The 25,566-nt window shown below is 67.3% G+C and carries 21 protein-coding genes; 11 read left to right on the forward strand and 10 right to left on the reverse strand.

What is annotated here, in order from left to right:
• Positions 1–125: 125 nt before the first annotated feature.
• The 3 genes from L6Q21_RS12255 to L6Q21_RS12265 all read right to left on the reverse strand — a co-directional run bounded on the left by L6Q21_RS12255 (position 126) and on the right by L6Q21_RS12265 (position 4,444).
• Positions 126–1,577 (reverse strand): asparagine synthetase B family protein, encoded by a 1,452-nt coding sequence (locus L6Q21_RS12255; protein ID WP_237831054.1) that lies wholly within the window; start codon positions 1,575–1,577, stop codon positions 126–128.
• Positions 1,578–1,674: 97 nt separating this feature from the next.
• The gene (locus tag L6Q21_RS12260) at positions 1,675–2,793 is read right to left on the reverse strand and encodes an acyltransferase family protein (RefSeq protein ID WP_237831055.1); all 1,119 of its coding nucleotides are present in this window, start codon (positions 2,791–2,793) and stop codon (positions 1,675–1,677) included.
• A 34-nt stretch (positions 2,794–2,827) separates the two neighbouring features.
• Entirely contained in the window at positions 2,828–4,444 is a 1,617-nt protein-coding gene (locus L6Q21_RS12265) for an O-antigen ligase family protein (protein ID WP_237831056.1), read from the reverse strand.
• Positions 4,445–4,592: 148 nt separating this feature from the next.
• On the opposite strand from L6Q21_RS12265, the gene L6Q21_RS12270 reads away from it, so the two are divergent.
• The 3 genes from L6Q21_RS12270 to alr all read left to right on the forward strand — a co-directional run bounded on the left by L6Q21_RS12270 (position 4,593) and on the right by alr (position 8,099).
• Positions 4,593–5,594: an NAD-dependent epimerase/dehydratase family protein gene (locus tag L6Q21_RS12270; RefSeq protein WP_237831057.1), complete on the forward strand. Its 1,002-nt coding sequence runs from the start codon at positions 4,593–4,595 to the stop codon at positions 5,592–5,594.
• A 94-nt stretch (positions 5,595–5,688) separates the two neighbouring features.
• Positions 5,689–6,999 carry a lipopolysaccharide biosynthesis protein gene (locus tag L6Q21_RS12275; protein ID WP_237831058.1) on the forward strand — a complete coding sequence of 437 codons (1,311 nt, stop codon included), beginning with the start codon at positions 5,689–5,691 and terminating at the stop codon, positions 6,997–6,999.
• Positions 7,000–7,103: 104 nt separating this feature from the next.
• A complete protein-coding gene (alr, locus tag L6Q21_RS12280) occupies positions 7,104–8,099 on the forward strand; it encodes an alanine racemase (protein WP_237831059.1) in 996 nt (331 codons plus the stop codon).
• A 119-nt stretch (positions 8,100–8,218) separates the two neighbouring features.
• On the opposite strand, the gene L6Q21_RS12285 is transcribed toward alr, so the two are convergent.
• The 4 genes from L6Q21_RS12285 to murA form a co-directional block, all read right to left on the reverse strand.
• Entirely contained in the window at positions 8,219–9,106 is an 888-nt protein-coding gene (locus L6Q21_RS12285; RefSeq protein ID WP_237831060.1) for a hypothetical protein, read from the reverse strand.
• Positions 9,052–9,696, reverse strand: coding sequence for a hypothetical protein (locus L6Q21_RS12290; RefSeq protein ID WP_237831061.1), 645 nt, complete (start codon positions 9,694–9,696; stop codon positions 9,052–9,054). The genes L6Q21_RS12285 and L6Q21_RS12290 overlap by 55 nt, the downstream gene beginning before the upstream one ends.
• Positions 9,697–9,821: 125 nt before the next feature.
• Positions 9,822–10,301, reverse strand: a complete 480-nt coding sequence (locus L6Q21_RS12295; protein ID WP_237831062.1) for a DUF2948 family protein — start codon at positions 10,299–10,301, stop codon at positions 9,822–9,824.
• Positions 10,294–11,577 carry a UDP-N-acetylglucosamine 1-carboxyvinyltransferase gene (gene murA, locus L6Q21_RS12300; protein WP_237831063.1) on the reverse strand — a complete coding sequence of 428 codons (1,284 nt, stop codon included), beginning with the start codon at positions 11,575–11,577 and terminating at the stop codon, positions 10,294–10,296. The genes L6Q21_RS12295 and murA overlap by 8 nt, the downstream gene beginning before the upstream one ends.
• A gap of 448 nt (positions 11,578–12,025) precedes the next feature.
• On the opposite strand from murA, the gene L6Q21_RS12305 reads away from it, so the two are divergent.
• Positions 12,026–14,620, forward strand: a complete 2,595-nt coding sequence (locus L6Q21_RS12305) for a right-handed parallel beta-helix repeat-containing protein (RefSeq protein WP_237831064.1) — start codon at positions 12,026–12,028, stop codon at positions 14,618–14,620.
• A 179-nt stretch (positions 14,621–14,799) separates the two neighbouring features.
• Here L6Q21_RS12305 and L6Q21_RS12310 read toward each other — a convergent pair whose 3' ends face one another.
• Positions 14,800–16,527 (reverse strand): right-handed parallel beta-helix repeat-containing protein, encoded by a 1,728-nt coding sequence (locus tag L6Q21_RS12310; RefSeq protein WP_237831065.1) that lies wholly within the window; start codon positions 16,525–16,527, stop codon positions 14,800–14,802.
• Positions 16,524–16,820, reverse strand: coding sequence for a DUF952 domain-containing protein (locus L6Q21_RS12315; protein ID WP_237831066.1), 297 nt, complete (start codon positions 16,818–16,820; stop codon positions 16,524–16,526). Before L6Q21_RS12315 ends, L6Q21_RS12310 begins: the two co-directional genes overlap by 4 nt.
• Before the next feature lie 80 nt (positions 16,821–16,900).
• Here L6Q21_RS12315 and L6Q21_RS12320 point away from each other — a divergent pair, with 80 nt between their 5' ends.
• The 7 genes from L6Q21_RS12320 (at position 16,901) to L6Q21_RS12350 (ending at position 24,783) form a co-directional block, all read left to right on the forward strand.
• Positions 16,901–17,701 (forward strand): glycosyltransferase family 2 protein, encoded by an 801-nt coding sequence (locus tag L6Q21_RS12320; RefSeq protein WP_237831067.1) that lies wholly within the window; start codon positions 16,901–16,903, stop codon positions 17,699–17,701.
• Positions 17,702–18,148: 447 nt separating this feature from the next.
• Positions 18,149–19,072 carry an isopenicillin N synthase family dioxygenase gene (locus tag L6Q21_RS12325; RefSeq protein WP_237831068.1) on the forward strand — a complete coding sequence of 308 codons (924 nt, stop codon included), beginning with the start codon at positions 18,149–18,151 and terminating at the stop codon, positions 19,070–19,072.
• Positions 19,069–20,598, forward strand: a complete 1,530-nt coding sequence (locus L6Q21_RS12330) for an alkaline phosphatase (RefSeq protein WP_237831069.1) — start codon at positions 19,069–19,071, stop codon at positions 20,596–20,598. Before L6Q21_RS12325 ends, L6Q21_RS12330 begins: the two co-directional genes overlap by 4 nt.
• 13 nt (positions 20,599–20,611) lie before the next feature.
• Positions 20,612–21,535, forward strand: a complete 924-nt coding sequence (locus tag L6Q21_RS12335) for an NAD-dependent epimerase/dehydratase family protein (protein WP_237831070.1) — start codon at positions 20,612–20,614, stop codon at positions 21,533–21,535.
• Between the two features lie 205 nt (positions 21,536–21,740).
• A complete protein-coding gene (locus L6Q21_RS12340) occupies positions 21,741–22,994 on the forward strand; it encodes an acetyl-CoA C-acetyltransferase (RefSeq protein WP_237831071.1) in 1,254 nt (417 codons plus the stop codon).
• 83 nt (positions 22,995–23,077) lie between these two features.
• Positions 23,078–23,956 (forward strand): alpha/beta fold hydrolase, encoded by an 879-nt coding sequence (locus tag L6Q21_RS12345; protein ID WP_237831072.1) that lies wholly within the window; start codon positions 23,078–23,080, stop codon positions 23,954–23,956.
• Positions 23,957–24,057: 101 nt separating this feature from the next.
• The gene (locus L6Q21_RS12350) at positions 24,058–24,783 is read left to right on the forward strand and encodes a hypothetical protein (RefSeq protein ID WP_237831073.1); all 726 of its coding nucleotides are present in this window, start codon (positions 24,058–24,060) and stop codon (positions 24,781–24,783) included.
• 175 nt (positions 24,784–24,958) lie between these two features.
• Here the strand turns inward: L6Q21_RS12350 and L6Q21_RS12355 are convergent, their stop codons facing one another.
• On the reverse strand, positions 24,959–25,555 hold the full coding sequence (locus L6Q21_RS12355; protein ID WP_237831074.1) for a DNA-3-methyladenine glycosylase I: 597 nt from the start codon (positions 25,553–25,555) through the stop codon (positions 24,959–24,961).
• Positions 25,556–25,566: the final 11 nt, after the last annotated feature.

The following is a 25,566-nucleotide window of genomic DNA, read 5'->3' on the forward strand; positions in this document are numbered from 1 at the left end:
GAAGCGGTTGCGAAGCCGGTAGCCTACGCGGCCGCGTTCGGCAATCTTTGCGCGCCCGCCTCCCGCGCGGATAGCCCGCGCCGGGGAAAGGCGTGTTCAAATGCGCCTTCCGGAACGGGAATGCTCTAGCGGAAGGGGCGGATGATGCGCCGCACGTTCGTGGGGATCATGTCCTTCAGTTCCTGCTTCCAGTAGATCAGCCGGTCCATCCCGGTCACCTTGTTCACCGGGGCCTGCAGCAGTTCCGGCCAGAGCAACGAGATATAGTCGCGGAAGAAGCCGTTGTTCAGGCGATAGCCGTTGGGGAGGCTGAGAATGGATTCGTAGATCTTCACGCCCACGAAGGGATAGATGGTGGGGCGGTCGAGCTTGTGGCCGTAGATGGACGAGGCCGCCCAGTTGCTGTGGATCTGCTCGATCTTGGCGAGATCCAGCGCGAACACCCGGTCGCAAGGCGGCAGGCCGGCCAGCCAGCGCTCCGCCGCTTCATGGACGCGCGGCACGTCCGGGATGCGGATCATGTAGAGGAGGCGTTCGACCGGCAGGCTCTTGTGGCCGAGGTCCTCGCCGTTCCAGCTCGTCGCGCGGGTGAGTTCGGCGCAGGTGCCGCCGATCGGCTGCAGCCCACGGTCGGTTGCGACCACGCAATCCGTCATCTTCGCGACATTCTCGAAGATGGTGTAGCCGGTGCGGTGGAGCCAGGCCTCGATCGATTGCGCCGAGCTTTCCGTCAGCGGAATCTTGTGGTGCGCCACGCCGGCCACCTGTGCGACGCGGGCGGCCATCGCACCCTCCCTATCCCCCGGGGTGACGAAGGTCTGGGTTTCCAGTCGGTCGCGCATGTTGCGGCAGGCGGCGAGCGCCATGCGGGAATCGTTGCCGCCGCTCAGGTTCATCACCGCCTTGCCGGCCGTCAGCACGGCCTCGGTGTTGCGGCGGACGCGGGCGGCGATGTCGGCCACGAGGGGCTGCGTCTCGATCGGCTGGTCGCGGTCGAGCGCGGCGAACGCCGGTTGCGGCCAGACACGCTGGACGCTGAAGCTGGAGAGGTGGAGGCGGTGGTTGGGGTGCAGCCGCTCCAGCCCGCGCCGGGCGGTGAGGCCGAAGGGCAGGAAGCCGCGCGATTTCGGAAAGTTGAAGATCTCGCGCACCTCGGCGTCGTCCTCGAAGTCCGCGAACAGGCTGGCCATGGTGGTGGTGGACGCGATCAGCCCGTGGGCGGCGGAAAAGACCGCGGGCAGCGCCCCGGCGATGTTCAACTGGAAGTAGCGGCCTTCCGCCGCCTCGCGGATCACCACGAAGGCGCCGCCGGCTTCGTCCAGCAGCTCGTCCAGCCGGTTTTCGGGGACGGTCAGGTCGGCGTCTTTCACATGATAGACACCATCGAAGATCACCCAGCCGAGGATGGCGGCGATTTCACGCCCTTCGGTCGTGCGGATGCGGATGCACGGCAGGTCGGGGTGGGCGTAGAGGTGCAGGCCGACAAGGCCGTTCACGACCTTCGCGCCCCTCGGCTCCTTGCGGGCGGGCTCGGACAGGAGGCACCATTGCTTCGGGAAAATCGGGCCGTCTTGCATATGCACCCCCTGTGTCTCGGCCATGCGGGCCGCGCGGCAAGCCGCGCTTCGATCGCCCCTGCCTACAGATTGAAAATGAAGATTTCCAGAAAGGCCGTCAGCTGGCCGGCGCCCGGGCCGGGGCGAGCGGCTTTCCGTTCCAAAGCCACAGCAGGAAGCGCGACCGGGCGATGACCTGGGTGTGGAGGGCGAGAAGGGCTGGATAGCCCACGAGGAGGATGATCGCGAAGATCAGATAGAGGTTGGTGGTGAACTGCTGGGCGATGACGGCGATCAGATAGATCGCCAGAAAGTGGAATATGTAGAAGCTGTAGACGCTGTCCGTCAGCATTTTCAGGGCCGGGCTGCCGCTGGTGACCAGCCGGCGGGCGAGCGCGAGCAGGGTGATGACGATCATCAGCATGAAGCCGGCCCTGGCCATGAAATAGCTGGCCCGCTCCAGCACCCAGGGCAGTTGCGCGCCATAGGTGAGCTGCGCCCAATAGGCGATGGCGAAGAAAGCCAGCGCGATGAGCGGCAGGCGGTGCAGCGATTCGTAGAGGCCGCGATGGATATAGGCCAGCAGGCCCAGCGTGAAGAAGGGGAGATGCACCAGAGTCGCCATGGCGATGAAGTGCATCGGATGGCCTTGCGGCAGGTGCAGGATCTGGTCGTGGAGCGCGCGCAGGAGGACGGTGGCGGCGCCAGTGGCGAGCGCCAGCGCGAACGGCGTGGCAGCGCGATCCTCCATAAGCCATGCGACGGGGCGCAGCTTCAGCAGCCCGCGCCCGCCCGCCAGCAGCGCCGGCGTGAGCAGGGCATAGGCGAACAGCGAGAAGAGGAACCACAGATGCAGGTGCCAGTTGGACTGCGCCGGTGGATTGACCGGCAGCCTCCAGCCGCCGTCCAGCCATTCGCCGGCCGTCATCGGGTTTCCGTGGAACCAGTGGATCAGCCAGTTGGTGAGCGGGTTCAGCAGCAGCAGGCCGGCCGCCAGCGGCACGAGGACTAGGCGGCTGCGGTTGCGCAGAAAATCCCCCAACGGTTGCCGGGAGGCGACCATGGCGCTGAAATAGCCCGACACCAGGAAGAAGGCGGCCATGCGGAAATGCTCGGAAATGTCCTTGATCCCGTCGAACAGCCAGCCGCTGCCGATGGTGGAGCCGTGCACCATGAGGCCGAACAGCATGCAGAAGCAGCGAACGGCATCCAGATGGTAGATACGCTTGGCGGACATTCGGGCCCTTCCTGTCGAATGATCCGCGCTGGAGTCAGGCGGAGCGCATGAGTGCCGGAATGGCCCCTTGGGGATGGGCTTGCGTCGGCGGCGAAGACTGCCCCTCCCTCTTCTGCTCCCCCATCACCCGCAGTTTCTGACGATAGTATATGCCCAGAATGAGGCCGGCGAAGCAGAAGGCGAGGCTCTGGCCGCCTTCGGTGCTGAGCACCAGCCGGGCGAGGAGAAACGCCATGATGCCGACCGCCGCCGCGCCGGCCACCTCCTCGTCGCGCGTTCCGGCGTTCAGATAGATTTTCACCCCGATGGCGATGGAGAGGGCGAAGATGCCCACGAACATGAGGAAGCCCGGAATACCGAATTCCACCAGGAGGTTGATGGGGTAGGAGTCCACCGTGAACTTGCCCGCCAGATTCCGGTAGGGGATGATGCTGTCAATGGAGCCCATGCCATAGCCGATGGGATTCTTGATGATGGCCGGTATGGCCATGTCCCACTGAACTTCGCGCGCGTTGTTGCTGGCCTGGTGCGCGCCGCCGCCGAGCACTTTGACGCGCAGCCGCGGCAGCACCAGTATCGCGGTGAACAGGGTGATGGCGGCGGCGGGATAGAGGGACAGCATCGCCGGGGCGATCAGGTCGCGATCTCCCTTGGTCAGGCGATAGCGCCGCCAGGTCCACAATCCGATGAAGGCCGGGAAGGTCGCGACGAGCGCGACCATGGCCGTCCGCGACTGCGTGAGGACTCCTGCGGTGATCATCAGCACAAGGAGTGCGGTCGCGGCCAGCCTGCGCCACTGCGTCTTTGCCCAGAAGATCGCCAGCAGGCAGAAGGGGATCAGCATGCCCACATATTCCGCATAGATGAGCGAGTTGGTGAAAATGGAGCGCGCCCTGTATTCGTTCAGACGGGCGTTGCCGAACTGGATGGTTTCCAGAATCGCCGGGTCGATCGAAAGGAAAGCGGGAATATGGTCCGCCCAGATCGGCTTCGAATTCATATGCTCGGGGATCACCACGGCCGAGGTTATGGCCCCCGCCACGAGTATCAGCTTCATCAGCTTCTGGGGCATGTCCGGCTTCGACATGACCCATGCCGTGATCAGGAACAGGAAATACCAGAGGAAAAGCTGGTTGGTCCAACGCGAGGCGGATTCGAATTTCCCCACCGCCATCATGAAGCCCTGCCAGCCGACCCAGATGAGGAACAGCCGGGCCAATATCTTTTGCGACCCGAGAATATCCAGGAATTCCCGGCGCAGCCGCGAGGAGGTGGCGAGCGAATAGAGCGAGATCGCCGCCAGCACGAACATCGCGATCCGCTGGAAGGAGATCCAGGGCAGGCCAGGGGCGTTGAGCGCCAGATAGCGCGGCCATATCAGCGCAAGCGCCATGAAGACGAAGAACAGCTTCACCATCAGCCGGTCGAGATTGGTGTTGACGTCGGGAGCTATCCACAGCGCTATGAGGGCCATGATGGCCACGGGAATGGCCGGGATGAACCAGCCATACATGCCGAAGACGCCGATGAAGTAGCCCAGCACCACCGCCAGAAGGATCAGGGCGGAAACGCCGAACAGCTTCGTCAGACGATGCTGCACATCGTCGACCCGCCGCGTGTAAGGCGATAGGATTCGATCCCTGGTCGTCATCGATTCCAGCCCATAGGCCAGCAAGGCCGCTTGCTCCAGCGGGAAAACCGGCGCAAACGGCGCGCCGGCGAGGATTCAACAATTATTCAACGATGCAGTTCCCAGGAGATACCGGCATGAAAGCCGCGCAGAAAGCCGAACGGCCCTGATGGCGACGCTTGTGACAGGTGTCGCCGGATTCATCGGCTCGGCCGTGGCCCAGGCGCTGGCCCGGCCTGGCGAGCCGGTGATCGGCATCGACTGCCTGGTGCCCTATTACAGGCTGGACCTGAAGGAGGCCCGGCTGGCCCGGCTGGAGCGGCCCGGATTCTTTCTGGCGCGGACCGACTTCGCGGACATGGCGGCCCTGGATGAAGCGGTCGCGGCGGCGGAAGGGCGGCTGGGCCCGGTCACTCGTATAGTCCATCTGGGGGCCCAGCCCGGCGTGCGCTGGTCCATCGAGCATCCGCACGACTATGCCCGCTCCAATCTGGTGGGGCATCTCAACCTGCTGGAACTGGCGCGCCGGCTGCAGGTGCCGATGGTCTACGCCTCCTCGTCCTCCGTCTATGGCGGCAACGACAAGCTGCCCTTCGCGGTGGAGGACCGGGTGGACCGGCCAATCTCGCTCTATGCCGCCACCAAGAAGGCGGACGAGCTTCTGTCCGAATCCTATGCGCATCTTTATCGTATCCCGTTGACGGGGCTGAGGTTCTTCACCGTCTACGGCCCCTGGGGGCGGCCCGACATGGCGGTGTGGCAGTTTACCGAAAGCTGCCTTCAGGGGCGCATGGTGCGGATATTCAACCAGGGCCGGATGCGCCGGGACTTCACCTATGTGGACGATATCGTCGCCGGGGTGCTGGCCTGTCTTCAGCGTCCGCCGGAGGACGATGGCCTCGAAAAGCCGGGCGGAAGTCTTTCGCCGCATTCGATCTACAACATCGGCAACAACCGCTCCGAAGCGCTGATGCATCTGGTGGAACTGGTGGAACAGGCCTGCGGTCGGCCGCTGCTGCGCGAATATGCGCCGATGCAGCCGGGGGACGTGAAGGACACCTTCGCCGACATTTCCGCCATCGCGCAGGACCATGGCTTCGCGCCGCGCACGCGGCTGGACGAAGGCATTCCCCGTTTCGTCGACTGGTTCCGGAGCTGGGCGCGCCCCTGAGCCCGGAAGGCCGGACTTGTCCGCAAACCGTAACCGGCGGCCGGCCAGGCAAGTCATTGTCTTGCGGCGAGCGGCGGTCCATAGCGCGCGCCGTATGTCCGGCAACCCCCTGTCCCGCCTGCGGCCGATGTTGAAGCGGCTATGGAGCCCGGCGCTGCTGGCCTATGGCATTGCCGGCGGAGTCGCTCTCGCCTCTTTTCTTTCGACCTTGCTTCTCGCCCAGCTTTCGGGGCCCGCGGTGATCGGCCAATATGCCATGGCAATGAGCACCGCCACCCTGCTGGCGAGCTTTGCCGTGCTGGGGCTGGAGCGAATCACCATTCGCGAGATCGCCGGGGATCTGAGGCAGAACGAGCGCGGCAAGGCGCGGGCGGCCCTTTCCGCCATCGTCCAGGTGGTGGCGGTGGCCGCCGCGGCCACTGCCGCGATCTACACGGCGGCCGTGCTGCTGACGCCGCTGGTTTCGCGGATCGAAGGCGACCGGATCGCCATGCTGATCGTCGTGGCCTCCATATTGGTCTGGCCGTTGCAGCGGGTGGGATATTCGGCGCTGCGCGCGGCGGGTATGCCTGTCGTCGGCCAGCTGTTCGAAGCGATGCCGACCTTCCTGTTCACGGCCGGGATCCTGCTGTTGTTCGCGCTGGGGTTTTCCCCGACGACGCCGCAGGCCGTCGGCTTCTCCGTGCTGGGGCAGGCCGTCGCCTGTGTCGGGGCGTGGCTGGTGCTGAGGCCCCGGATGCGCGCATGGGGCGCGCCCGATCGCGACGCCGTGAACCGCCGGCTGCTGGTGGCGGGGCTTCCGCTGATGGCGACCCTGTTCCTGCAGCTGTTTTCCGACTGGCTTCTGCTGGCGCGGATTTCCGCCACCCTGGGCGTCGACGAGACCGGCGCCTTCCGCGTGTCGGTCCAGGTCATCACCATCATCGCCACCATCGTCTCCACCACCGAAGCCTATGTGGCGGCGCGCTTCGCCGGGGATTTCCGCGCCGGCCGGCCGGACATGGCGTGGGCGCGCCACCGGCGGGCAACCCTTCTGATGCTGGGCATCACGGCGCCGGCGTTCCTGCTGCTGTTCCTGGTGCCCGAACAATTGCTGTTGCTGGCCTTCGGGCCGAAGTTCGCCGTCGCCGCAACGGCGTTGAGCGTCATGGCGGCCGGCCAGCTGATAAATGTGCTGAGAGGTCCGTTGGGCTCGCTGCTGACCATGGCCGGCTATGAGCGGGTGCAGCTTGGCTTCACGCTGGTGGGCCTGGCGATGGTGGTGGCGCTGGCGCTGCTGCTGGTGCCCCGGCACGGGCTGATGGGAGCGGCGATCGCGCAGGTGGTGCCGACCATCTTCCGCTCCGTCGCCGGCTATGCTTTCGCCCGCTGGCGAATTCCGAACAGGCCCGCAGCCGCTGGTTGACGACAGAAGCATGATATCTTGCCCGGCCGTTGCATGGTATAGCCCGGCAAACTATCCCTCCTTCCAGGACGTTCCCCGGCAGCCCCGCCCTTTTGCGGCTAAGATTGGAAGAGGCGGCGCTGGCCGCCAATTTCCGCTGGTTCGAGGAGAGGGCGGGGGTTCCCGCCATTCCGGCCGTGAAGGCCGATGGCTATGGCCTGGGCGCGGCGCAAGTGGTGGAGCGGCTGCTGAAGGCCGGCGCGCGGACCTTCGCCGTTTCCAGCTGGTGGGAGGCGCAGGCGCTGGGCCGCCCGGACCTGCCGCTGGTGGTGCTGCACGGCTTCACGCCGGACTGCGCGCCGGCCGCCGCCGCCCTGCCGCTGGCGCGGCCGGCGCTGGCGACCGTGGCGCAATGCCGGGCCTGGGCGGAGGCCTTTCCGGGGCGCGAGGCCGACCTGATGGTGAACACCGGCATGAACCGGCTTGGGCTGGAGGCGAGCGAACTGGGCGCGGCCGACGGGCTTCGGCTGGCGGTGCTGCACAGCCACCTCGCCTGCGCCGACGAGCCGGCGCATCCGCATACCCCGGCGCAACTGGCCGCCTTCCGGGCGCTTTCGGGCGCGCTGCCGGGCGTGACGCGGGCGCTGGCCAATTCCGCCGGCATCTGCTGGGGGCGCGAGTATAGTTTCGACCATGTGCGCCCCGGGATCGGGCTTTATGGCGGCGTGCCGCACCCGGATGCCCGGGTGGCGCAAGTGGTGCGGCCCGAGGCGCGGGTGCTGCAGGTGCGGGACGTGCCCGAGGGGCAGACGGTCGGCTATGGCGCGGTCTGGACGGCGCGGCGCGATAGCCGCGTGGCCATATTGAACGCCGGCTATGCGGACGGCTTGCCGCGCCAGCTGATGCAGCGGCTGCGGGTTCGGCTGGGCGGGGCCTTGCTGCCGCTCGCCGGGCGGATTTCGATGGACATGCTCGCGGTGGACGTGACCGGCGCCGATGTGGCCGAGGGCGACTGGCTGGCCTTCGACTTCGACCTGCCGGCGTTGACCGAAGGCACCGGGCTGGCGCAATATGAGTTGCTCGTCTGGATGTCGCGCCGCTACGACCGGATCTGGGTCTAGGCTGGGAAGCTGTATAAGCGATCGATGTATTTTCCGTCGCCGCGGATTGGGGTCGGAGCCTGCTTCCTTCCTTGAGCGTTGCGCCCGCGGAAAAGCTGGACCCCGGGTCAAGCCCGGGGTTACGTGGAAGAGCAGAGGCGGCGAACGACGGGCGAGGGGGTGCTCGAGCCGCCCCTCAGCTTGCCAGCTTCTTGCGCAGGAAGCGCTGCACCGTCTTCAGGCTGTCCAACCCGCGCCAGCCGGTTGAGCGGGCCGAGATGGTTCCGGCAGTCGCCATAGCGGTTGATCGGGAAGGCCATGGCTTCCGGCCAGAGGATTTCGCCGATGCGGGGCAGCAGCTTTTCCGAGCCGCGGTCGGGCAGCGAAAGCGTGAGGAAGCTTTCCTGTATCCGCCATTGCGCGAAGGGCATCAGCGACCAGCGCAGCGACTTCTGCGCCGGCCCCTGCCCCATGCCCCAGCTTCCCATCCGGAGCTCGATATAGGCGAGGTCCATGACGGTGGAGCGCGGCAGATGGCGGATCGGCGCCAGCCAGGCTTCGATGTCGGCCTCCATCCCGGCGTCGCGGGGCTGCTTCAGTCGGGCGAGGATGTTGAGCGCGTCCGCCGGCTGGCGGTTCACCTGCTCCCAGTCGTGGGCGTAGAGGAAGCAGCGGGCCGGTTCGCCGTAGAGGCCGTTCACGAAGACATCGCCATCGACCCCGCGCAGCGACAGGTAGATTTCGCGGTTGTTGGAACGGACGGCGTGGCCGACCATCCGGTCCCAGCGCTCGATGTCGGCGGGGGTCGAGGCGGTGATCGGAACGCTCTGGTGCCGGAAGCCTAGCTCGGCGCAGAGGCGGGGCGGGATATCCTGGTCGAAGGAGACTCGGCCGTCGGCCAAGGTCATTCCGGAAACGCTTTGCGCATGGCCCCGGAAGGCGGCGAAGACGATGCGGCTGTCGAGCCCCGCCGTCAGCCCGATGGCGATGCGGTAGCGGCTGGCGGCGGCGCCGGCGAAGCCCGCCATCTGCGCGGCGGCGGCCTGCGCCGCTTCCTCAAGGGTGGGGGCGGGGGCGGCGAGGAGCGCCGCGTGCGGCTGATCCCGCGATGCGCGGTCAGGGTGCCGGGAATCCAGCCGGCGCGGCCCTCCGCCGTGACCAGCCGGGCGTGGCGGTCGCGCAGGAAGCGCTCTTCATAGGCTGCCGGATCGAGGATTTCGTTCGCCGAGCCGCCGAAGCGCCGGGTTTCGGGGCAATAGACGAGCGGCAGGCTGGCGCCGCAATCCGGGTAGAGCCGGCGGCCGAAGGGGCCGCCATGGGTTTCGACGAGGAGGCAGCCGGAAACGCCGCGGACGATGTGCAGTTCCACTTCCTCCGCCGTGCCGATCGGCCGGTCGACGCGGATGCCGGCATTTTCCATCGAGAGGTGCGGGCCGAGCCAGCCTTCCAGCAGCAGGCCGTGCACGGTGGCGACGCGGGCGCCGCTGGAATCGGTGACCGGCCAGGATTTGAGGCCGTGGCTGAGGGCGATTCGCGCCGGGGCGTCCGCCGGCGCCTCGCCACGGGCGCCGAAGGGTTCCAGTTCGGCGTTCACGCCATGCGGTTCGGACGATGCCATCTGTGTCTGCCACTCTTGCCGGAACTGCCGTCGGATCGAGTCGGGGTCGTTTGCCACAGGGGCCGGAGCAAAAGAAAGGAACGAATTGTGTCGCGCGCGGGGTGGCGCCGCGTTGGTGCCGGTCGTCAGTCCGCGTCGTGGTCGGGGATGGCGGCCGCGCCCCAGGGGCCTGAGACGTCTTCCAGCGTCGCGTCCAGCACCTCCTGCGTCAGGCGAAGCGCCGCGCCCCCACCGAAGCTCAGCAGCAGGGCGGCCTCCTCCGCTTCCGCTTCGCCGCCATCTGCTTCGCCGCCGTCCGCTTCGCCGCCGTCGAAGGTGATCGACAGCAGCGGCAGCACCGCGTCCGCCGCCGCCGGCCAGTTGCGGCGCTGGACGGACTTCACATAATCGAAGCGCAGCGCCGAGCGGATGCGGGTGGCGGCCCCGCCCTTCTGCGGCCCGCGCGCCGCATCCTCCCAGCGGAAGCGGTTGCCGATGAGGGCGAGGCGCTGCTGCCTCGGCTGCCAGGCGATGTCGTGGGCGAGGATCGCCATGTCCTGCACGCAGGCGGAGACGAGGATCAGGTCGTCGGGCTCTTCGGCCCGCAGCAGCAGAAGTTCAGTCACCGTTCACCCGTTCGATCTCGGCGCCCACCGCCTGCAGTTTCTCTTCCAGCCGTTCGTAGCCGCGATCCAGGTGATAGACGCGGCGGACCACCGTTTCCCCCTTCGCGGCGAGGCCGGCGATGACGAGGCTCATGGAGGCGCGCAGGTCGGTCGCCATCACCGGCGCGCCATGCAGTTCCGGCACCCCGCGCACCATGGCCGAGCGGCCGGTCACGGTGATGTCCGCCCCCATGCGCGCCAGTTCGGGGACGTGCATGTAGCGGTTCTCGAAGATGGTTTCCGTCAGCATCGAGGCGCCGTCGGCGACGGTGACGAGGGCCATCAGCTGCGCCTGCATGTCGGTGGCGAAGCCGGGCCAGGGGGCGGTGGTGGCGGTGACGCCGTGAAGACCGTTGGCGCGGCTGACCTTCAGCCCGCCCTCCACATCCTCGAAGGCGACGCCTGCCTGTTCCAGAACGGGGAGGGTGGAGCCGAGGAGGTCGCGGCTGGCGCCTTGCAGCACCACTTCGCCGCCGGTGATGGCGGCGGCGCAGGCGTAGCTGCCGGCCTCGATCCGGTCGGGCATGACGGCGTAGGTGGCGCCGTGCAGCCGGTCCACGCCCTGGATTTCCAGCCGCTCGGTGCCGATGCCGTCGATCTTCGCGCCCATGGCGACGAGGCAGTTGGCGAGGTCGACGATCTCCGGCTCGCGCGCGGCATGTTCGATGATGCTGTCGCCTTTGGCGAGGACGGCGGCCATCAGCACATTTTCCGTGGCGCCCACCGAGACGACGGGGAAGATGATGCGGCCGCCGGTGAGGCCCCCCTTGGGCGCCTTCGCGCGGACATAGCCGGCGGTCAGCTCGATTTCGGCCCCGAGCGCCTCCAGCCCCTTCAGGTGCAGGTCGATCGGGCGGTTGCCGATGGCGCAGCCGCCGGGCTGGGAGACGGTGGCGATCCCCTCCCGCGCCAGCAGCGGGCCGAGCACCAGGATCGAGGCCCGCATCTTGCGCACGATGTCGTAGGGCGCGGTCGTCGAGGTGGTGCGGCTGGCGGAGATGGTCATCACCCGGCCGAAATCCTCGGGCCGCGAGCCGCGCGTGTGGGTGGAGGCGCCGAGCACGTTCAGCAGATGGCCGAAAGTGTCCACGTCCGCGAGCCGGGGGAGGTTTCTGAGAGTGAGCGGCTCGTCCGTCAGCAGCGCGGCCGGAAGCAGCGTGAGGGCGGCGTTCTTCGCGCCCGAGATGGGGAGGCGGCCCTTCAGCTGCCGGCCGCCGATAATCCGTATCTGGTCCATATAAGAGGGGTAATTAGCGGGGTTGGGCCGCTTGCGCGAGAGGCCGGGACGGCAAAGCCGAAAATTGGGTGAATATGCGCCCTGCCGGGGCCTTCGGGCGACGGTCCGAGGTCGAAAAATTGTGACAGGAAAGTTTCAGAAGATTTTACAACTAACGGAAAAATAACAGGAAAATATTTTCCACGATTCGGCTTCGAGTCGCGTCTCAAGTTTTTCGTTCATGTAACATCCGGCTGGCGGTATATGTTCGGCTCGTCGGCGTTTATGCACGCTTCGGCGAAAAAAACGTGAAAAATCTTGTGCGGGCACCGTTCCCTAACACAGTGCGAACGGGTCTAAAAAAACGGTCTAAAAAATAATAACAAAGGGTTGCATAATGACTTTTAACAAAAGTCTCGCCTTGTGCGGGCTGCTTGCCTCTGCGGCAACGCCAGCGGCTGCATTCGATTTGTCCTCAGTCCAGTTCCTTCTCGAAGATGCCAGAAGCCGGGTCAGCACATTGCTGGCGGTCGAGGATTCCTCGACGGCCGGGAAAACGGCTGAGCGCGGCACCGCCTCCTTCGGGGCCGGCGCTGCGGTGACCGGCGGCTCGGCGGCGCTTGCCAGGAGCCTTGCCGACAGGCTGCCGGCTTCGACGCAGGCGACCGTCTCCGCTTCCCGCCTGCCGCAGGTGGCGACGGTTGCGCCCGCTGCCGGCACGGCCGCTCCGGCAAATACGGCCTTGCCGGTTGCCGCGCTTCCGGCGGCGCCAGCCCCGGCAATTGCGCTTCCGGCTGCGCCGGCTCCGGCTATCCTGGCCCCGACTATCCTGGCTCCGACGGTGACATCGCCTGCGGTCGCCGCATCGGCGCAGCCCGCAGCCAGTGCCGCTCCGGCTGTGGTGGTGGCGCCCGCGGCGTCTTCCCCTGCGCCGTCCTCCCTTGTGCTGTCCTCCCCTGCGCTGTCCTCTGCGGCCAGCGTGTCGGCCGTTTCCAGCCTTCCCGCCGCTGGGATCACCGCCGAACTGCCGGCGGCCACAGCTACTCTCGTGCCCGTTTCCACCTCGCCGGTGACGGTGGTGGAAACCGCCGTCGTCGCGGGCGTCGCCTCGGTGGTGGAAGGGGTGAAGGAGGTGGTCTCCTCCGCCGTCGCCACTGTCAGCGGCATCGGCGGCGCGCTCGTGGACATGGTCGTCGCGGCGCTGGGTGGCGACAGCGGCGTCAGCGGTCCGCTGCTCAGCCGCGAGCAATTGCAATCGGCGATCCGCGTCGGGGCCGAACCCGGCAAGCTCACGCCGGAAACGCCGCCGTCGGGCGGAAACGGCGATGAACTGACGAACGAGGACGATTTGTCCGCGGCACCGGAGCCGGAGGCCGAGCCGGACGAGGTCGGGGTGATCGGCGGCAACGGCACCACCTATTATGTCGACTATGCCGCCGGCGACAACGGCAACAGCGGCAAATCCCCGGACAAGCCCTGGAAGCATGCGCCGGGCGATTCGCTTGCGACCGGCGCGGCCGCCAGCGTTTCCCTGAAGCCGGGCGATACGGTGCGGTTCAAGGCGGGAGTCGCCTATCGCGGCAGCATCGCGCTGAAGCACAGCGGCAGCGAGGGCAACCCGATCATCTACACCGGCACCGGCTTCGGTTCGGGGCAGGCGATCTGGGATGGGGCGGATGAGGTCTCCTCGTCGGTGCCCTGCCCCAGCCAGTCGGCTTGCGGAGGGGCGGCCAACTGGTCGAGCCTGCGCCTCGTCACTTTCGCGGAACCCGAAACGGAGCATCGCAAGCTGTTCGATGCGCAAGGGGCGCTGTTCGAGCCGCAATCGCCGGGCCAGTCCGATCCCTTCTGGGGCGCGAACATCGACCAATATGCCGTTATCCCGGTAGCCAAGGCGGCGGCGATGACGGAAGGCAGGCTGGAAGACGCCGCCCTGGCGGCGGCTGCCCGGAACGAGCCCAATGCGAGGCTGCTGCTCTGGGTGTACGGCAACAAGGTGGTGGAGCGGACGATCGACTCCATCTCCGGCAACACCCTCTATTTCGACGGCAAGGGGCTGGTCCCCTACACCAACCGCGACAGCAAGGCGGCCATCGTCGGCGCCGTCAAGTCGGTGAACAAGCCGGGCCTCTATGCGATCATCGCGCCGGGCAAGGCCATCGTCTATCCGCGTTCGGCCGGCGCCTCGCAATATTATGTCGGGAAGGGGCGCTCGGCCTTCAACCTGCGCGGGCAATCGAACATCACCGTCCACGGCTTCCAGTTCGTTCGCGGAACGGCCTCGCGCGGGACGACCCGCGAGGGGGTCGTGGTCGCCAACTACAGCGGCGCGGTCTCCAACATCCGCATCGAGAGCAACAGGTTCCAGAACTTTTCGATGCAGAATGGCTATGGCATGGTGATGCTGAACAATGTCACCAACCTCGTCATCCGCGGCAACAGGCTGGAGGATCTGGAAGGCGCTTCCGGTTTCCGCCTGGGATCCAAGGTGTTCAACCTGACGGTCGAGAACAACCGTCTGCGCAAGATGGGGCGCACCGGCATCTTCCTCGGCGGCGTCACCGGCGGCGTCGTCCGCTCCAACATCCTTTCGGAGTTCCTGGGCGTCCATGGCAACGCCATGAGCTATTATGAAGCGAACAAGAGCGTCGACGTGACCGGGAACTGCGTTTTCAACAGCAGCCGGCCGATGACGTTCCACGGCGACGGCAGCGGCGGAAATACCGTCAACAACATACGCTTCGCCGACAACATCTTCGTCACCAGCGCCGATGGCACCAGCGCCGTCTACAGCTGGGGCAGCGGCATGCGCGGCGTGGTTCTGGAGAATAATCTGGCCCTCGGGCGCAAGGCAGGCTTCATCCTGAACAGCGGCGACAAGGAAGTGACCGCGACCCGCAACCGCACGTCCCGCCTGCTGATCAACGGTTCCAAGACCACGCCGGCCGGCTGGCTGATCCAGAACAACGACGACAGCGCGGAACTGGGCGATGCCGCCAATGCCAGCCTCGCGATGAACGGGTGCACTGCCCAGAGCCCGAGCGGGGTGCTGGCGGTGGGCTGAGCCGGTCCTGGCCCGGGACGTGGGCACGAGACAATCGCGCGCCCGAGACAATCACGCGAAAGACCCGGACCGGGAGAGACGCAGACCCTCCCGGTCCCACCTTCCAGACGCCCGCCGACGCGGGCGTCTGACTTTATCCGGGGGCCCCGACGTCCCCGAATCGCCCGGCTGGAAAGCCTTCAACCCTTCGGCTTGAAGCGCACGACAGGCGGGATGCGGCTGCCGGGAACCGCGCAGCCTTCTTCGCTGAACTGGCCGCCGGCCACGCTGGCAAGGGAGAGATTCTCCCGGTTGTCGGCCAACGTCCAGTCCGGCGGGATATCGCCGCGCGTGGCGATGCCCGACGTGTCGTTGCCGCGGACGACGACCTGCCGCTCGCTGCGGTTCATGAGCAGCCCGTGCTTCGGCCCCACGAGCAGGTTGCTCTCGATCAGCACGTCGCGGGTCTGGCCGCCCCAGCTGTTGATGGCCGCCTGCCCGTCCGGCGTGGAAATGAGGATGTTCCGCACGATGCGGATGCGGTTCACCATCTCGCCCTTCTTGTCCCCATGATAGGTCAGCGGACGGTTGGACGAGACGACGCAATTGCCTTCGATTGTGATGTCCTGATTGCCGAGATAGGCCGTGATGCCGTTGCCGTGCACGCCTTTGATTTCCGCCAGCACATTGCCTTTGATCTGCGCGCCCTGGACTCCGAGGACGCCGATCGCGGTGCGGCCTGTGCGGCGGATGACATTGCCGGCCACGGTGATGTTGCGCGGGCTTCCGCCGCTGGCGCGGAAGCCGCCGCCAAAGGCGATATTCTCCACCCGGTTGGCGATGAAGCGAAACCCTTCCGAACCCTGCAGATGGACGATGCCCGAACCATTTTCCAGCAGCGCGGGGCCGAACAGGTTTCCGCTCACCTCGATGTTGCGGGCATTGGCGCCCAGAGAGGTGACGGCGCGGCCTTCGCGTTGCCCGGCCCGGCTTCCGGTCATGTTGCGGAAATGCAGCCCGGAAATCACCACATCGGACTGGCCGTTCAGATTGAAGCCCATCCGCCCCGAGCCGATGGAGAGGCTGGCGGCCGTGTCGCCCGGCAGCAGGCGGGCGACGAGGACGCCCTCGGCAACGACCACATATCGTCCGGGGGACTGCAGCCCCTCGAAACTGCCGTTCAGCGCCACGGCGCCGTCGCGGTTGTCGTAGAAGTCGAGATCGGTCGGATCGAAGAAGAGGCGGTCGCCTTCCACGCGAAGCAGGGGCCGCCGCTGGACGAGATTGGGCCGCACCCAGAAGGCCAGTTCCATCCGGCCGCCGGCCTTGGCGGCCTTGGCCAGTTGTGGCGACGTGAAAGACCCGGACCGCATGCTGGAGAGCTGGCTGCGCGATATCGTCGCGAAGCTGTGCCGGTTGTCGCTGAAGAAGGGGTCCGGCAGGTCCGGGAGCTGGCTGAGCCAATACAGACCCTTGGCGCCATAGAGCACGATCCGCGCGGTTTGCGGCTTGGCATATTCCACCCGGGTCAGGCCCTGCCAGTTCTGTGCGCCACCGCAATCCGCCGAGCTTTGGCAGGGGCGGGCGGTGGTGACCGGGTCGGAGCCGTCGATGATGCCCATCCCCTTGTCCCAGCCAAGGCCGCTATAGGTGATCGGCTTTTGCGCCGTGCCGCTGGCAGGCAGCACGATCGTGCCGCGATAGGGCACTCCGGCGCGGAAAAGCACCTTGTCACCCGGTTGCAGGGATGCGCCGGCCGGCCGCGCGGTCGCCGCCCGGTCCCCCGGGGCGTGCTTCCAGGCGGTGGCGGGGCTTCGGCCGTCCGCCTGGTCGCTGCCGTTCCGGTAATCGACATGCCAGGTGGTGCCGCCGGCGGGCGAGCAGCCCGCAAGCGCCGCCCCGGCGGCGATCAGTGCAAAGCCCTTCATGCCGGCTCCTCCTGGCCCAATGTGTCGGCCCATTCCAGCGGCCGGTAGAGATGTGGAAAATCCTGTCCGTTCCGGGACTTTTCCCATTTGAGGGCAGGGTCGCCGGCGACATCCACCTCGGCCAGCACCAGCCCGCCCTCTCCGGCGAAATGCGCCTTCAGCGTGCCGGCCGCCTGCGCCGCCGTGGAGAGGTGGATGAAACCGTCCCGGAGATCGTCGGCAGAGCCTCGATAGCGGCCGGATTCGCGGAAGGCGGCCCACTCCCCGGCGCGGAAAATCTTCACCAACGTCATGATTTCATCCTTGGGCATGCCTCGGGGAACGTCAAACCCCGGCACTGGAATCCGTCGGCAGGCCGGCCTAGAACCCGGCCATGTCGGAACTCCGCTGGACGATCGTCGTCCCCTATTACAATGAGGAGAGGTGGCTGCCCGCCACGCTCCAGAGCTTGACCGCCCAAACGCTGCGCCCCTTTCATGTGGTGCTCGTGGACAATGGTTCGACCGATTCCGGGCCGGAACTGGCCCGGACCTGGGCGCAGGCGCAGCAGGGCATGAAGGTCAGCCTGCTCCAGCAGCCCACGCCCGGACAAGTGCACGCGCTGGCCATGGGAATCGCCGCCGCCGATACCGAATTCCTCGCCATCTGCGACGCGGACACCCTATACCCGCCGCATTATTTCGAAACCGCGACAGGCCACATGGACGCGGCGCCGAAATCGACCATCGGCTTCATCGCCCACGACACCGGCCCCGACCCGGACAGCCTGGGCGAGCGCGTCGGGCGGTTCCTCTACACCCATATCATCCCCCGGATCCTGACCCACCAGGCGCACGGCGGCGGCTACGCGCATCTGATGCGCACCGCCCCGTTCAAGGCCTCCGGCGGCTATGACCCGAAGCTCTGGCCCTATGTGCTGAAAGACCATGAACTGGTGAACCGGCTATGGAAGCACGGCCGGATCGCCTACGCCAACGACCTCTGGGTGCAGCCGTCGCCACGCCGCGCCGACCGCAAGAGCGTGCGCTGGACGCTGTTCGAGCGAATCCTCTACCACCTGACGCTGCCGGGGCAGAAAGACTGGTTCTTCTACGAATTCCTCGGCCCGCGCTTCGAGGCCCGCGGGCAGAAGGATATCGTCCTGCGGCGGCAGAGCTGGGTGGAGGGGGATTAGCGGCATCGGGGGCGGATGCGGGGCGGTTTTCGAAGGGGCTCTGCCCCTTCACCCCGGCAGGGAAATGATTTCCCTGCACCCTCTTTTCGTTTGGTTGTGGGTGATTGGGGCGGTTGGGTTGGTGGTGGGGTTTGATTGCCTGCGGCGCTGGTTTTGGTGGGTGGGTGGTTTCCTTCTTGAGCGTTGTGGTTGTGGGACGGTCCCACCCCACCCCAACCCCTCCCCTGACAGGGGAGGGGCTTTCTTCTTTCTTGCGCCGCAGGCTTTTGGAATTGTTGGTGGGTGCAGGGCGCTGAGAAGCTGGACCCCGGGTCAAGCCCGGGGTGACGGGTGGTGATTTTTGAGGATCGGGGGTGCAGGGGCGTCACGCCCCTGCTGGGTCCAGGGCGAAGCCCTGGCCGCCGGAGGCGCCTCGCCTAAAGCCCGAAACCTGCTTACAGCAGGCGCATGTCGACTCGTGCCGATATCAAGCCGATCGCGCTTTCGCTGGTGGAGGCGGACCTCGACGAGGCCGCCGCGCGTTTCGGGGACAGTTTCCGCCGCACCGGCTTCGCGGTGGTGGAGGGGCATGGCATCGCCCCCGAGGTGATCGAGGGCGCGTGGGAGGCGGCCCGGCGTTTCTTCGCCCTGCCGGATGCGGTGAAGCGGCGCTACCATCTGCCGGGCGGGGCCGGGCAGCGGGGGTATACCGCCTTCGGCGTGGAAACGGCCAAGGGGGCCAGCCTCTCCGACCTGAAGGAATTCTGGCATGTGGGCCGGGATCTGCCCGCGGGGCACCGCTTTTGCGCGATCATGGCGCCCAATATCTGGCCGGACGAGGTTCTGCCGGAGTTCCGGCCGGCGATGCAGGCCCTGTTCGCGGCTTTGGGCGACGCCGGGCTGAAGGTGCTGAAGGCGATCGCCGTGCATCTGGGGCAGCGGGCGGATTTTTTCGAAAGCCCGGTGGCGGACGGCAATTCCATCCTGCGGCTGCTGCATTATCCGCCGGTGACGCAAGGGGCGGATGCCGTGCGCGCCGGCGCGCATGAGGACATCAATGTGATCACCCTGCTGCTGGGGGCGGAGGAGGCCGGGCTGCAACTGCTTTCGCGGCAGGGGGAGTGGCTGGAGGTGCCGGCGCCGGAGGGCTCGCTCGTCGTCAATGTGGGGGACATGCTGCAGCGGCAGACGGGGGGGCAATTGCCCTCCACCACGCACCGGGTGGTGAATCCGGCGCCGGAGCGGCGGCACCTGCCGCGCTATTCCATGCCCTATTTCCTGCATTACCGGCCCGACTGGCTGATCGAGCCTTTCGTTCCGAACGCCGAAATGCCGCCGATCACCGCGCATGACTTTCTTCTGCAACGTCTGGCCGAGATAAAGCTGACATGAGAATCCTGACCCTTTCCGTCGCGGCGCTGGTTGCCGCCCCGCTGGCCGCGCCTTTGGCCGCCCAGTCCATTTCCACCACCGCCTCGCGCGAGCCGAGCTGGAAGAAGGCGGAGGCCGAGGTGGCCGCCCGCCGCTCCACTCCCGGCGCCGGGCAGCGGGCGAAGAATGTGATCATCTTCATCGGCGATGGGATGGGCGTTTCCACCATCACCGCCGCGCGCATCTACGAGGCGCAGAAGCGGGCGAAGGCGGCGGGCGGCAGCTATCCCGGCTTCGAGGGCGGCGAGGAGAATCTGCTGAGCTTCGAGAAGCTGCCGAACCGGGCGCTGGTGAAGACCTACAACACCAACGCGCAGGTGCCGGACAGCGCGGGGACGGCTTCCGCCATCACCACCGGCACCAAGACGCGGATCGGCGTGCTGGGCATCCTGCCCGGGCAGGGGGCGGACACCTGCCGCACGCCGGCGCAGTTCCCCAAGACCCTGGGCGAGCTGGCGCATGAGAAGGGCATGGGGCTGGGGATCGTGACGACCACCCGCATCACCCATGCGACTCCGGCCGCCATGTTCGCGCACAGCCCGTCGCGCGATTGGGAAGGGGCGGACAGGGCCTTTCCCGCCGAGGAGCGCAAGACGGGCTGCGCCGACATCGCCTCGCAGCTCGTCGGCTTCCGGGGCGGGGCGGATGTGGTGCTGGGCGGCGGGCTGGGGCGGTTCCGCCCCAGGGACGCCGGCGGCAGCCGCGACGACGGCCGCGACCTGATCGCCGAGTGGCAGAAGGCCTGGCCGCAGGGGCGGTTCGTGGAGACGGCGGCGCCCTTCCGGGCGCTGGACCCGAAGGCGGCGGAGCCGGTGTTCGGCCTGTTCCACGAGGACCATCTGAGCTTCGCCTTCGACGCCGACCGGGCGAAGGAGCCGTCTCTGGCGGAGATGGCGGTGTTTGCGGCGAAGAAGCTGGAAGCGCGGGCGAAGCGTTCGGGCAAGGGCTATGTGCTGATGGTGGAAGGCGGGCGGATCGACCATGCCCACCATATGACCAACGCCTATCGGGCGCTGGACGAGACCGCCGAGCTTTCGCTGGCGGTGGAGGAGGTGCTGAAGAGCGTCGACCTGAAGGAGACGCTGGTGCTGGTGACCGCCGACCACAGCCATGTCTTCACCATGTCGGGCTATCCCCCGCGCGCGAACCCGATCCTGGGGCTCCTCAGGCCGATCAAGGGCGGCGAGGGCGGATCGGCGACGGACGCCAACGGCAATGTGCTGGACCAGCTTGGGCGGCCGATGACGACGCTCGGCTATATGAACGGTCCGCTGGAGGTGCGTTCGGGCGGGAAGGTGCTGAATTCCACGCGCGAGCCGACGGACCCGGACTTCCTGCAGCCCAAGGCGTTCCTCGTCAGCTCGGAAACGCATGGCGGCGAGGATGTGGCGCTGTTCGGCGCCGGGCCGGGAAGCGCGCTGGTGTCCGGCACGGTGGAGCAGAACAGCATCTTCTACATCATGGCGCACGCGCTGGGCTGGAAGTAGCGGCCGGCCGCCCGTGCGGACATTGGTGATCGGCGGCACGCGCTTCATCGGCGCGCATCTGGTGCGGCGGCTGCACGATGCGGGTGCGGAGGTCACCCTGTTCCATCGGGGGCTGACGGCCAATCCGATCCTGCCCGACGTGGCGCATGTGCTGGACGAGGGGGCGGAATATCCCATCGTCCGCTTCCCGGACGCCCTGCGCCGGGACTGGGATCTGGTGGTGCATATGGTGGCGATGGGCGCCGCCGATGCCGAGGCCGCCGTCGGCGCCTTTCGCGGCCGGGCCGGGCGGCTGCTGCTGGTTTCCAGCTGCGACGTCTATCGCGCCTATGGGCGGCTGACCCGGGCCGAGCCGGGGGAAGCCGAGCCGGTGCCGCTGGGGGAGGAGGCGCCGCTCAGGTCCGTGCTGTTCCCTTATCGCGGGATGGAGCCGCTGCTGGAGGCCTATGCCCGCCATTATGAGAAGATACTGGCCGAGGCGGCGGTGCGGGCGGCCGACGGGCTGGACTGGACGATCCTTCGGCTGCCGAAGGTCTATGGGCCGGAGGACAATGGCGACCTGGCGAGCGTGCGCGGCTATCGCGCGGCGCCCGGCTGGCGCTGGACGCATGGGCATGTGACGAATGTGGCGGCGGCGATCGCGCTGGCCGCGACGCATCCGGCGGCGCGATGCGGGCTGTTCAATGTGGGAGAGGCGGAGACTCCGACCATGGGCGAGCGATTGGCCGGATTCCCGCCGGAAGCGGGCGATCCGCCGCCGCTGCCCGACTTCGATTTCCGCCAGCCGCTGGTGCTGGACAGCGGGCGCATCCGGCGGGAGCTGGGATATGCGGATGTGGTGGACGAAGCGGCGGCGATGCGGGAGCTGGCGGCTGGGCTTGGTGTTGCGGGCGTTTCGCGTGTGGAGAAGCTGGACCCCGGGTCAAGCCCGGGGTGACGGAATTGGGGGTGCAGGGGAATCATTCCCCTGCCGGGGTGAAGGGGCGGAGCCCCTTCGGTCTTCGCGGCTAATTTCTCTCCCTGGGTGCAAAATTCGCATTTATCTGCCATGGCGGCCGTGTCAGGGCCGTTTTCCTCGCACTTCGCACAGTAGAGGTGCCGGGCGGGCGGCCTAATCGCTTTTTGCCGAAGGAGACTGAAGGATGGCAGACGCCTATATCATCGACGCCGTGCGCACCCCGCGGGGAATCGGCAAGCCCGGCAAGGGCGCGCTTTCGCACCTGCACCCGCAGCATCTGGGGGCGACCGTGCTGAAGGCGATCGCCGAGCGGAACGGGCTCGACACCTCGACCGTCGACGATGTGATCTGGTCGACGAGCGCGCAGCGCGGCAAGCAGAGCAACGATCTGGGGCGGATGGCGGCGCTGGACGCCGGTTACGACGTCCGCTCGTCCGGGTTGACGCTGGACCGTTTCTGCGGCGGCGGAATCACCACGGTGAATCTGGCGGCGGGCATGGTGATGTCTGGCCTGGAGGATTGCGTGGTGGCGGGCGGCACCGAGATGATGAGCTACACCACCGAGCTTTCCGCGCAGGAGCGGGCCGGCGGGTTGCCACCGCTGATGATGGGGGTGGGGAACGCCCGGCTGCAGAAGGTGCACCCGCAGTCCCACCAGGGGGTGTGCGGCGACGCCATCGCCAGCCTGGAGGGGATCAGCCGCGCCGATGTCGATGCGCTCGGCCTGGAAAGCCAGAAGCGGGCGGCGCAGGCGATCGCCGAGGGGCGGTTCGCGAAATCGCTGATTCCGGTGCTGAACGAGGATGGCTCGGTGGCGCTGGACCGCGAGGAGTTTCCGCGCCCGCAGACGACGGCCGAGGGGCTGGCGGCGCTGGAGGCGAGCTTCGCCAAGATCGCCGACATGCCGCTGGACGAGCGGGGGACGACCTTCCGCGGGCTGATCAACCAGAAATACCCCGAGCTGAAGATCGGCCATGTGCACCACGCCGGCAATTCCTCGGGCGTGGTGGACGGCGCGGCGGCGGTGCTGGTGACGAGCAAGGCCTATGCCGAGAAGAACGGGCTGAAGCCGCGGGCGCGGATCGTCTCCATGGCGAACATGGGCGATTGCCCGACGCTGATGCTGAACGCGCCGGTGCCGGCGGCGAAGAAGGCGCTGGCGAAGGCCGGGCTGACGCTGGACGACATCGACCTGTTCGAGATCAACGAGGCCTTCGCCGTGGTGGCGGAGAAGTTCATCCGCGACCTCGGCCTCGACCGCGAGAAGGTGAATGTGAACGGCGGGGCGATCGCCCTTGGCCACCCGATCGGCGCCACCGGCTCGATCCTGATCGGCACGCTGCTGGACGAGCTGGAGCGGCGCGACCTGAAGCGCGGCCTGGTGACCATGTGCGCCGCCGGCGGCATGGCGCCGGCGATCGTCATCGAGCGGGTCTGAACGGCCGGGCCCCGGGGAGTCGGCTTCCCGGGGCGGCTTTCTTCAGGAAAAATGGGGAGTGGACAGGGGTTGCGGCACAGGCCATGCCCCTTCCCATGCAGGAAGGCCCCACATCCCACAGCTATATCTCGCAGCGGCTGAAGCTGCATTACGCCGACTGGGGGAACCCCGAGGCGCCGCCGCTGCTGCTGCTGCACGGCGGGCGCGACCATTGCCGCAACTGGGACTGGACGGCGAAAGCGCTTAAGGAACGCTGGCATATCCTCGCGCCGGACTGGCGGGGCCATGGCGACAGCCAATGGTCGGCCGACGGCGAATATAAGCTGCTGACCTATGTCTATGATCTGGCGCAGCTGATCCACCAGCAGGGGCTGGCGCCGCTGACCATCGTCGCGCATTCGATGGGCGGGAACATCGCGCTGCGCTACGCCGGGCTTTACCCCGAGCATGTCCGCCGGCTGGTGGTGATCGAGGGGCTTGGGCAGAGCCCGAAGCGGCAGGCCGAGCGCGAGGCGGTCGATTTCGCCGAGCGGATGCGCATCTGGGTGGAGAAGAAGCGCGCCGCCGCCGCGCGGACGCCGCGCCGCTATGCGACGCTGGAGGATGCGCTGGGGCGGATGATGGAGGAGAATGGCCATCTGTCCGAAGCGCAGGCGCGGCATCTGACGGTGCATGGCGTCAACCGCAACGAGGATGGCACCTATGGCTGGAAGTTCGACCCCTATCTGAACATCTGGAACGACGCCGACCTTCCGCAGGCGCAGGTGGAGGCGCTGTGGTCCCGGATCACCGCGCCGACGCTGCTGCTGTATGGCGCCAACAGCAGCGCTTCCAACCCGGAGAAGGACGGGCGCATCCGGCATTTCCGCGACGCGCGGCTGAAAGTTTATGAAGACGCCGGCCACTGGCTGCACCATGACCGCTTCGAACGCTTCCTGGGCGATCTCGACGCCTTTCTGTAGGCCCTGCCCTGACCCGGTTCGGGCACCCTTGCCGTTGAAAGCCCGCCGCGCGGCCGCCATGCGGGCGGAAACCGCCGGGCCGGCGGAGCAGGGAGCAAGGCATGGCGGGCAGGATTCAAATGGCGGGCGCGGTTGCGCTTCTGGCGGCCATGGCGGCGCCGGTGGCGGCGCAGGATGGCGGCTGGCAGATCGTACTGCAGCCCTATCTGATGGTGCCGGCGATGACCGGCTCGGCCGCCGTGAAGGGGTTCGATGCCGATGTCGATGTCGGCCGCAAGGATGTGGTCAAGAATCTGAACATCGGTTTCCTCGGCTATGTGGAGGTGACGAACGGCCGGCTGGGCTTCGCCGTCGACACCAACTACATGGATCTGGACGCCACGCCGGACAGCGCGCGGATCAGCGCCAACAGTTCGCAACTGGCGGTTCAGCCCATGCTCTTCTACCGGGTGGCGCAATGGTTCGACCTGATGCTGGGGGCGCGCTACAACAAGATCAGCTTGAAGCTGGAATCCGATCTGGAGGCGGTCGACGGGCTGAAACGCTCGAAGGACTGGATGGACCCGATCGCCGGCTTCCGCTTCCAGGGGCCGCTGGGCGGCGCGACGACCTTCAGCCTTCTGGCCAATATCGGCGGCTTCGGGCTCGGCTCCGACCTGGCGCTGCAGGTGAAGCCGATGCTGAGCTTCGGTGTGGGATCGGGCATCTCCATCGATGCCGGCTACCAACTGGCCTATATGGATTATGAAAGCGGCTCCGGGCGGGATCGCTTCGCCTATGACGTGCTGACGCATGGGCCGCTGCTGGGCGTGACCTTCCGCTTCTGAGGTTTCGCCCCTGCACCTTGGAAGGGGGTTGCTGCGACGCTCCGCAACCTCGTCACCCCGGGCTTGACCCGGGGTCCGGCTTTCTTCTTCCAGCGCCGTGGCCGCAGAACAGCTGGACCCCGGGTCAAGCCCGGGGTGACGACAGGCCTGGGTCAAGACCCCTCCGGGTGGGTGTTTACGGCCTTGCGAAGGTGGCGCGGGCGGCTTCGACTTCGGCGTGGATGGCGCAATCGGGGTGGTGGTCGTTCACCAGCCCCATGGCCTGCATGAAGGCGTAGGCGGTGGTGGGGCCGACGAAGGACCAGCCGCGCTTCTTCAGATCCTTCGACATGGCGACGGATTCGGGCGAGGTCGCGCGGACGGCGTAGGGGAGCGGCGCGGCTTCGTGGCGCCAGACATAGGCGGCGAGCGACCCTTCCGCGGCGATCAGCTTCAGCGCCTGCCGGGCGTTGTTGATGGTGGATTCGATCTTGCCCCGGTGGCGGACGATTCCGGCGTCGGCCAGCAGGCGCTCCACGTCCGTTTCGGTGAAGGCCGCGACTTGCCCGATGTCGAAACCGGCGAAGGCGCGGCGGAAATTCGCGCGCTTCGTCAGGATGGTGCGCCAGCTCAGGCCGGACTGGAAGCCTTCCAGGCAGAGCTTCTCGAACAGCCGGCGGTCGTCGGCGACGGGGAAGCCCCATTCGCGGTCGTGGTAATCGAAATAGTCCGGGCTGGCGGCGCACCAGTGGCAGCGGGGGCGCCCGTCCGGGCCGGGGATGGGGTCGTGCATGGGCGCAATGT

The sequence above is a fragment of the Sandaracinobacteroides sayramensis genome (assembly GCF_022014495.1).
GTDB classification, from domain to species: Bacteria; Pseudomonadota; Alphaproteobacteria; order Sphingomonadales; family Sphingomonadaceae; genus Sandaracinobacteroides; species Sandaracinobacteroides sayramense.